Consider the following 8099-nt stretch of genomic DNA (forward strand, 5'->3'; position numbering starts at 1 on the left):
TGCTCGCAGATGGAGGACTTGATCTATGCGACACGTATCCCTTTCCCTTAGAAGAATTTAAGGATCAAATTGCTCAGATTAGATCAGATGTCACAGTCGGACGTTCTTTGAGCGGCACCCTGGAGGAACCATTCTTTCCCAAGCGTGCTAAGAGGTTGATCCGTATCGGAGAGGAAACAGGTTCTCTGGGGGAAATGCTCCTTAAAATCTCTGAACTTTACAAAGAACTGTTAGATCAGAAATTGTTACGGATGACAACTTTATTGCAGCCTACAATTTTGGTTTTTATGGGAGCTGTTGTAGGCTTGATTATTGTTAGTGTATTGTTGCCGCTCACGGATGTGAGCTCTTTAAGTGACATTTAGCTAAGCAGAGGGGTGCTGTGTTTTTGAGGCTGGGTAGGTTGTGGAAAAGAAGGTTTTTGACTTTGGTCGAGATGATGGTTGTCATGTCGTTGATCGCCATCATCGGGGCCGCTGTCGCCTACAACATCAGAGGAAGCCTCGAAAAAGGGCGTTACTTTCGGTCAGTTGAAGGAGCTAAGCAAATTGAAAACCTCCTTTATATGCATATGGCCGAAACAGGGGAGTCTTTGGCGGCCACTATTTCTAGATGGAAAAAGATTGTTTCCAGGTCTCCTCTAGTACGTTCTCCAGATCAGGCAACCAAGGATGGTTGGGGGAATGACTATAAAGTGAAGAGGGTTGTTTCGTCTGCTAGTGGAAGGGAGACTTTAGAAGTGACCTCAGAAGGGATGATGCGTTACGAAGTTCTTCATTTTTCAGACCATGGGGAGCATCTTGGGATTAGAGAGCGCGGGAAGGATGGCTAAAAGGCGTTTGACTTTGGTCGAAGTTTTGGCTGCCTGCACCCTGGTCATCATGCTTGTTCCTGTGTTCGTTCCTCAATTTCTTCGTAGCAGTGCCCATGTTCGTTTTTCTCGGGCCTGTACCCGCTGTCACCTTTTAGTACGTACGGCAATCTTGTCTTCATTGTCTGAGTCTTTTCCCGTTCGCTTATCCATTGATCGTATTAAGGGCTCTTATATTCTAAGCCTGACTCCCCATATGGAAGGAGGTTTCTCTTCCCGAGCTCTTTTCTCGAAAGACTATCCTTTAACAGGTGTTTCTGACGTTTTGGTAAAAGAGGGTCGAAAAGAGAGGGCTGTTGAGCAAATTGAGATCGTTTTCCCTGACTTTTTTCACACACGTAAAAAGGTAGATGCTCTGGTGTTGCAGCAGGGTGACTCTCGTGTAGAGATTTCTTTGGAGCCCTAAGTGTGGTTGAATAGGCGTCCTCGAAGATTGTTTTCTGTTTTGGAAGTTCTGGCTGCTTTTAGTCTGATTAGTCTTGTTTCTATACCGATGCTCTTGCCTATATTGAAATTGACCGAGAATAGAAGGCTTTCAATCGAAAAAATGTTTTTTGCAAGACGAGCCGAGGTTGCCTGGCACACCATTTTGAGGCGTGAGACCTTAGAAAAATTTCGTTTGAGCTGGGAGTCTTTTAATACAAAAGAAGAACACATTTTTGATTGGGATGAATGTTCGATTCCTGAATTAGGAAAAAGGAGCTACTCACTCAAGGTTTCTTTTAAGAGAATTTGTCAGACGCCCAAAAGGCAAAAAGGGCTCCCTTGGAAAAGGATTATTGCAGTACGCCTGCTTGTTTATAAGGGGGCTAATACTTTGGTTGAGGTCTTTGATCGTTCTCTAATTTTAGAAAAAAAGAATCGTTTTTCCCAAATCGATGGACTTGCATGATGTGAAGAAATATAATTTTTTTTCTCTATTAGAAGTGACTCTTTCAATGGCTCTGTTCGGAATGCTTCTTTCCGTGATGACAGGGACCTTCTTTCAGCTTTACCGTGCGAATTTTGTCTTCCAAGAAGTGGAAAAGAGGCTGTTAGAGGCACATCTTTTTGATTCTTTTATCCGAGAACTCATTGAGTCAACTTATGCTCCTCTTCCTACGAATCAAAATCTTTCTTCTGATGACTATCGGTTATTGCCCCGTACATTGTGGACAGATGACCAGGGGGCCTCTTTGTCCTTTCTCTATGCCCCACAGGAAGATCATCCTCCTGAATTTTCGACCCATGTACAAGCTAAACTCTCTGTAGACAGGGGTCGTTTGAGACTAGAAAGGAGGCCTTATTCTCCTCATGCAGGATTTGGCACTTCAGTAAGAACAACTTACTTCTTTCAAAAAGTGAGTAGTATCCAATTTCGTTTCTATTGTGGATTTCATCCTTCAGAAGAGTGGGAAATAGAAGGAGAAGAACGTCAGCCTCCTTTTGAGGTGTCCACGTGGTCTTCAAGCCATCCCATTCTTCCCACTAGCGTTTTGTTGACGATCAAAATGGAGTCAGGAGCAAAAGAAGAGTTCAGTTACCGTTTTCGAGCTGTTCCTCTAGTCCTGCATTACGAGTGAGGTATTGAGTGAAGATTATGATAACCTCTCTCCTTTTCCTTTCTTTAATGGGAGGGATGGTGCGTTCTATATGGGAAAATAGTTTTTTGCTTGCAGAGGTATCTGCATTGATCTCTCTCCAAAATGAAAAAAGGGAAACTCTTCTGCGAGCTATTGATCTAGCAACGTATGCTTCTCTAGGGGTAAGACGGCGTATTAAGAGCCAAGGAACGCCTCTTTTTGGGTCTGAAGTAATCGCTGACAGGTTGAATCCTTTGATGGAAAAAGAACCTTCTTCCTCGCCTATATTGAAAAAATACAAAACCCTTCCTCGACCTGAAACAGCTCGTATTGATCTTTGTTCTACACTTTTGGAAGAAAATATTTTTTTTATGGAGCTCTTGGAAAGACTCCTTCGAGCGCTGTACGGGACTGATCCGAACTTCATAAGGGTGAAGAAAAAAAGGCCTTCTCTGGAAAAAGATCTGCTTCAAGAAGTCAGTGTAGCATTAAAAACAGCCTTAGCTTGGGACAATCCTGCTCGTTTGCCGCAAATAGAAAGTTTTCAACCCGACACATCTTGGTTGCTTTCTCTACAATTGGCTTCTTCGGATTTACATCGACTTTTCCATAAAATGTTACGCATGAAATCTGCTCCTGGAGAGGAGCCAAGGGCTTTGCTCTATTATGTTTGCGTGTTTCGTTGGCACCCTTATGCTATAAAGATGCCCAGGATTCATGTTGCTTCTGCTAGCCCAATCCTGTTGAAAGTTCTGTTTGGAGCCGATCTTGCTCGAGAAATTAGATCTCGATTGGAGGTGACTTTAAATGAAGCAGGCTTTGAATCTATAGAGGAAGACCATTATACTGGTCTTTGGAAGTTGTTGAAGCCTCTGGTAATGGAGAACATTTTTCTGGAGTCTTGTTCTGAGTTGGGAATAGATCAGAGTCAGTTTGATAATGTTCTAGATTTTAGTCGTTATACTCCTCCCAGGCAGGAATGGTTGCTCGATCTTGTGACAGATAGTGGATCGCATCTGGGATGGAGAGTGATGAAGAGGCCTTTTTTTTAGCAGAGTAGATTTAGAGATACATTCAGGTCGGAATATCATATGAAAAGGCATATCTTTTTTGGTTTGTGCTTGTTTTTGATGGGTGGCTCCTGTTGCTGTAGCGTGGCGCAGGATCGGTTGCCAAGGATTATTGAGGAGACGCGTGTCCTTACACCAAAGTCTTGTCGGAGAGGTCGGTTTATTAGAAGCCTAGGCAATTTGATTGCGGACCTATATGCCCCTCTCCTTTGGAAGGAGAAGCGATACGGGTTTTCTTGGAGAGATGAGGTAGCTTGTTCTTTTGATAGAGTTGTTGCAGGGCAGTGCGATGCTAGTTTTTTCTACTGTGAAGTGGGAAGGTTAATGTCTCTTTTGAGGGATCCCCACTGCCTAGTCACATCTGTTTACCCCCATTCAAGGCAGGTTCTTCCCTTCTACTTATGTTGTGCTGATGATGCTGTGTTTATTCAAGATGTGCAGCCCGGTTTCGTTGAAGGCATGTCACCTGGCCAGCGTGTAGCTTCTATAGACGGAGAGCCGATTGAACAGTTATTCAATAGAAAGCTTCTTGCCGTTTTCGGTGAAGGGCCCTATCCGAACTGGGCATATCACCATATTTGTGAGCTTTTGGTAAGGCAGGGCCCTCCTTTTGGTGTTGGTTTGTCCTCTGGGCCTGTACATGTTGGTATCCTAGAAGAGGATGGTCGAGAGAGAAAGTTTCTTGTTGATTGGATGAACGTGCATGAAGATCATGTTTTCTATCCCTCTCCCTCTCAGGAAGCTCTTTTGCGAGCTCAAAGAAATGTGATCAATTTCCAAGCGACCTGTTGTGGTAAAGAGCTCCGAGATGTCCCTCCTATTGGAAGTTTAGAGAATTTTTTTGTTGGGTCGAAAGGATCCTTCTTGGCTCCTCTCGGAGAAATTCTTTGGAGCTCTAGGACAGAGCCTGGAGCCTCTTTAGAGGCTTATCTAGCCGAATCGAATGGGCGACGTGTGGGTTATTTGCGTCTTCCTGATTTTTCATCTTGGGATATGGAAGAGTGTAATGGGTACTTAGGCTATTTCCAAAGAGAGTCAGATTGTTTAGTGCTTGACTTGATGCATAATCCAGGTGGTTCTGGCATCAACGCTTTGCATCTTTGTTCTGCCTTTTCTTCAGAACCTGTGAAAAATCACCCTGAAATGATGCGTCTTTCTCCGGCTTTGTTCGATTGGGCCAAAGAGCTTTCTTATGTTGTTAAGTTTCCAGATTCTCAGAAGGCCAAGGAAGCTCTCCATTCTGCTGGTGTCTTTTTTGAGATGGACACGAGAAAGTTAGCTGGATTGCAGCGTTTTTGTGATCAGATTGTCTCTGCTCTTTACAAGGAAAGAGGCGATGCTTGGCCCGTTTATTGGCTTGGTCTTGAGCAGTTTGATGCAGGGGGAGTCTTTAAAAAGCCTCTTTTTGTTCTTTGCGATTCTTTGAGCATGTCAGCTGCCGAGTCTTTTCTTTTACTCATGCAAATCAACAGGCTCCAACGTCCTGTTTGGATTATAGGGTCTCCTACTGCTGGTGTCGGTGGTGCTTATGAGTCCATTCCGTTCCCTAACGTAGAGGGCATTAAAGAGGTTTCTTACTCTTGGTCCTTATTGATTGACCCTAGGACAAACAAGCCTATAGAGGATGTCGGTATTTGCCCGGATGTCTGTTTTCCTTTCACGGCACAAGACATAAAAGGGTCTTTCTGCCCCTTTAGGGACAAAGTCCTTAAGATGGTACATGATAACTTAGATGTCGGACGAGTTGGCCTCTATTCCTATTAGATCTTTAAGGAAGTGGTTTCGGCAGAAAAGGAGACCTCTTCCTTGGAGGCAGAACCGGTCTCTATATCGGGTGCTGGTAGCAGAAGTGATGTTGCAGCAGACGCAAGTCGTTACCGTAATTCCTTACTATCTGAGGTGGATGGAACGTTTCCCAGATCCTGCTTCTCTTCTTCTGGTATCAGATGAAGCTCTAGTGAAGTTTTGGGAAGGATTAGGCTATTACGGAAGGGTAAGGCGGCTGAGGTTAGCCGCCCTCGCCCTTTTATCTCGTCCGGAGTGGGACGAGGCTTCTCTTAAATGCCTTCCTGGGATTGGACCCTATACTGCTGCAGCTTGTGCTTGCTTTGCTCTGAGGCAGGAGGGGGCTATCCCTTTAGATGGAAATATGGCTCGTTTGCTTGTTCGTTTTTGGGGCATCTGGAAAGACATTAAATCTTCTTCTGTGCGTAAATCTTTACAGCAGCTTTTGGCTCGTCATCTTTCTAAACATCAGATTTGTCCCGATGATATGGAGGCTCTTATTGAGTTAGGTGCTTTGGTTTGTCAACCTAAGTCTCCTCGTTGTATCGAATGTCCTCTGAACAAACGCTGTGTCGCCTATCAACAAGGTCTTGTCCAAAAGTTACCTATATCTCAGAAAAAAAAACCTTTTGAGCTCTTCCAGAGAGCAGCCATCGTCCTTTATGAAAGGGGCTTTTTTTGGATTTGTCCTGCTGAAAGAGTAAAAGGGTTATGGGAATTCCCTTCTTTCCCCTATGTAGATGAGCTGAAACTAGAAGAAGAGTTACGTCTCAAAGGTATTCAGACTTTTGCGATGCAATGTCCTCCGATTACTTATCAAGTGACAAGATTCAGGACACGCTTAATTGGTTTTCTTTTGGTTGAACGGGAGAACTTAGAGATACTTGCTCATTGGCAAAGAGTCACTTGGAAAGAGATCCAAGAGAAACCTTTTTCTTCTGGTCATAAGAAGCTGCTACACATGGCTTTGAATTTCTTCGGTGGCCTCGATCTCATCCTCAAATAGAGTGTACAGATCTTCTTCGGTCTCTTCATCAGATACGAGCAGTTCTTGAGGCTCTTTCAGAGCGTCTCTGTCGTAGGAGATGTAGAAATCTCTGAGGATTGCTTCCATAAGTCGTGGAAGCTCATAAGCACAAATATGTGTTTGTTGCCATATCACATAGCCTTTTTGATCCAAGAGAAAAAGAGAAGGAATAACATTCATATAGCTCTTGTGATACCCCTTAAAGGGCTCCCAAGTGCCAAAAGCGCGGACCAGCTGAAGATGTTCATCTAAGAGAACGGGGAAGGAGAAGCCATGCTCCTTCATGAAAGTTTTCTGGTTGTGTCCGTTACTCACGACCACACCAACCACTTGTAACTCCCCCTTTGTAGCACGGAAAAGACGATCCATATACTGGATCTGTTTCAACATGTCGTCACCGATCTGGGTCTGGAAATGGATGAGAGTCCAATTGGATTTAAAGCTGTCTTGTGTCCAAACCGTTCCCTGATTGTCCAGAGTAGAAAATTTAGGCACTATGTCACCAATATGCAAATGAGGCATAACCAACACCTATGCTCAACAACGAGGAAATACAGAGTAGCCCTTAGTGATAAGGGCCCTCTTCGAAGGTACTACAAATTGCTAAATTCTCTGTCGGAAATCGCAAGAAGTAACTCAGTTTCGTCTTTGGAAAAAACTGTGGAGTTCTTCAAGTTCTTTATCCAACTGTCTCCCAAGTGATCATCCAGATAATCATCGAAAAATCGTTCTACACAACATCTAGCTCTCTCTTTTGTGACCAAAATAGCTCCGGAAGGGGTTGAGATGGTGTAGTGACCAAGAGATAACCCACTCGAAGACTCAACCTTCGAGTACATAGCCCTGAGGAGTTTGACAAGAGCAACTTGGCAAGTCGACTCAATAAGACTCATGTCTCGTTCCGATGAAATAATGAAGCGATCGGCATGACATGGTTGTGTCCATTCAAAAGTTTTCCTAGACCAAAAAGAACTTTTATCGTTCAGAGCCCTGTAGGCAACAGCTCGAGGGAGGTGGAAGGGCTTGTCCGTTGGCAAATCCATTAAGCATTTGAGGGATGCAGCCGAAAACTTTTGCATGTTGGCAGCGTGTGCCTTTTGCAAGAACATGTTGTTCTTTAGCCACTTTGATTGCGTATCCACAGGACAACAGACTGAAGAGAGGCCTCCGTCCAACAAGATACAGCTGATCAAGCCCTTCATACTGTAATTTTCTGCTTTCAAAGAAAACGATTCTAACTCTTTAAATGCCATCTTAAAGAGTTCCATATTTGAATCGCTCTGCTTGAGCATATTGGCAAGACAGAGCTGTTCCCAAAGAGTGAAGCATTTAGGCGTCATGTCATTACAAACTTGTAATGTTTCGACGGGGGAGCTGAATGCGGTTAGCCAAGTATCGTTATAGACGATTTCTTCAACTTGTGCCCGAGGAGGAATTTTGAAAAAAGCAACTTCTGATGCAGAGAGGGTTGGCTTGGGAATTGGTGCTTTGCAAATCCTTTTGAGGATCTCGCGAGTCTTTTCGGTCTGCTTATATGATTCATTGAAGAAGGGAGAAGAAGGAACCAGCACGACTAAACCGGGCATCACGTAAAGAGAGGCACTTCTAGGTGATATCTTTGACAGCCTCGCGAGGGACTCTAGACGATCCTCATGTTGTCCTAACTTTCGGAAACACTCTGCTAGAGCTTGCAAGGCATAACAGCGAGGACCAAGCGGAGTATGATGCGAATCAATCAGCTCCGCTGCAACTTCAATAGCACGTCTGTAATTCTCTGCAGCGAC

The 8099-nt window shown here is 44.1% G+C and carries 10 protein-coding genes; 8 read left to right on the plus strand and 2 right to left on the minus strand.

The window, feature by feature from the left end; translation table 11 throughout:
• The 8 genes from HAT2_RS03500 to HAT2_RS03535 form a co-directional block, all read left to right on the plus strand.
• Positions 1-365, plus strand: a 365-nt coding sequence (locus tag HAT2_RS03500; RefSeq protein ID WP_181860365.1) for a type II secretion system F family protein, incomplete at its 5' end; no start/stop codon positions are given.
• Positions 366-382: 17 nt separating this feature from the next.
• The gene (locus HAT2_RS03505; protein ID WP_220253890.1) at positions 383-832 is read left to right on the plus strand and encodes a type II secretion system protein; all 450 of its coding nucleotides are present in this window, start codon (positions 383-385) and stop codon (positions 830-832) included.
• Positions 825-1277 carry a hypothetical protein gene (locus HAT2_RS03510; protein ID WP_114544627.1) on the plus strand — a complete coding sequence of 151 codons (453 nt, stop codon included), beginning with the start codon at positions 825-827 and terminating at the stop codon, positions 1275-1277. Before HAT2_RS03505 ends, HAT2_RS03510 begins: the two co-directional genes overlap by 8 nt.
• 6 nt (positions 1278-1283) lie before the next feature.
• Entirely contained in the window at positions 1284-1763 is a 480-nt protein-coding gene (locus HAT2_RS03515) for a hypothetical protein (protein ID WP_147267523.1), read from the plus strand.
• A complete protein-coding gene (locus tag HAT2_RS03520) occupies positions 1750-2433 on the plus strand; it encodes a PulJ/GspJ family protein (protein ID WP_114544629.1) in 684 nt (227 codons plus the stop codon). The genes HAT2_RS03515 and HAT2_RS03520 overlap by 14 nt, the downstream gene beginning before the upstream one ends.
• Positions 2434-2441: 8 nt before the next feature.
• Complete coding sequence (locus HAT2_RS03525; protein ID WP_147267525.1) at positions 2442-3485, plus strand: hypothetical protein; 1044 nt, start codon at positions 2442-2444, stop codon at positions 3483-3485.
• Positions 3486-3524: 39 nt separating this feature from the next.
• Positions 3525-5267, plus strand: coding sequence for a S41 family peptidase (locus HAT2_RS03530; RefSeq protein ID WP_114544631.1), 1743 nt, complete (start codon positions 3525-3527; stop codon positions 5265-5267).
• Complete coding sequence (locus tag HAT2_RS03535; protein ID WP_114544632.1) at positions 5236-6294, plus strand: HhH-GPD family protein; 1059 nt, start codon at positions 5236-5238, stop codon at positions 6292-6294. The genes HAT2_RS03530 and HAT2_RS03535 overlap by 32 nt, the downstream gene beginning before the upstream one ends.
• Here HAT2_RS03535 and HAT2_RS03540 read toward each other — a convergent pair.
• Together HAT2_RS03540 and HAT2_RS03935 are read right to left on the minus strand one after the other, a co-directional pair.
• On the minus strand, positions 6244-6837 hold the full coding sequence (locus tag HAT2_RS03540) for a peroxiredoxin family protein (protein WP_114544633.1): 594 nt from the start codon (positions 6835-6837) through the stop codon (positions 6244-6246). The genes HAT2_RS03535 and HAT2_RS03540 overlap by 51 nt on opposite strands.
• A gap of 71 nt (positions 6838-6908) precedes the next feature.
• On the minus strand, positions 6909-8099 hold a 1191-nt coding region (locus HAT2_RS03935), incomplete at its 5' end, for a tetratricopeptide repeat protein (protein WP_181860367.1).

This window comes from Candidatus Similichlamydia laticola (assembly GCF_003339615.1).
In the GTDB taxonomy this organism is placed as follows: domain Bacteria; phylum Chlamydiota; class Chlamydiia; order Chlamydiales; family Parilichlamydiaceae; genus Similichlamydia; species Similichlamydia laticola.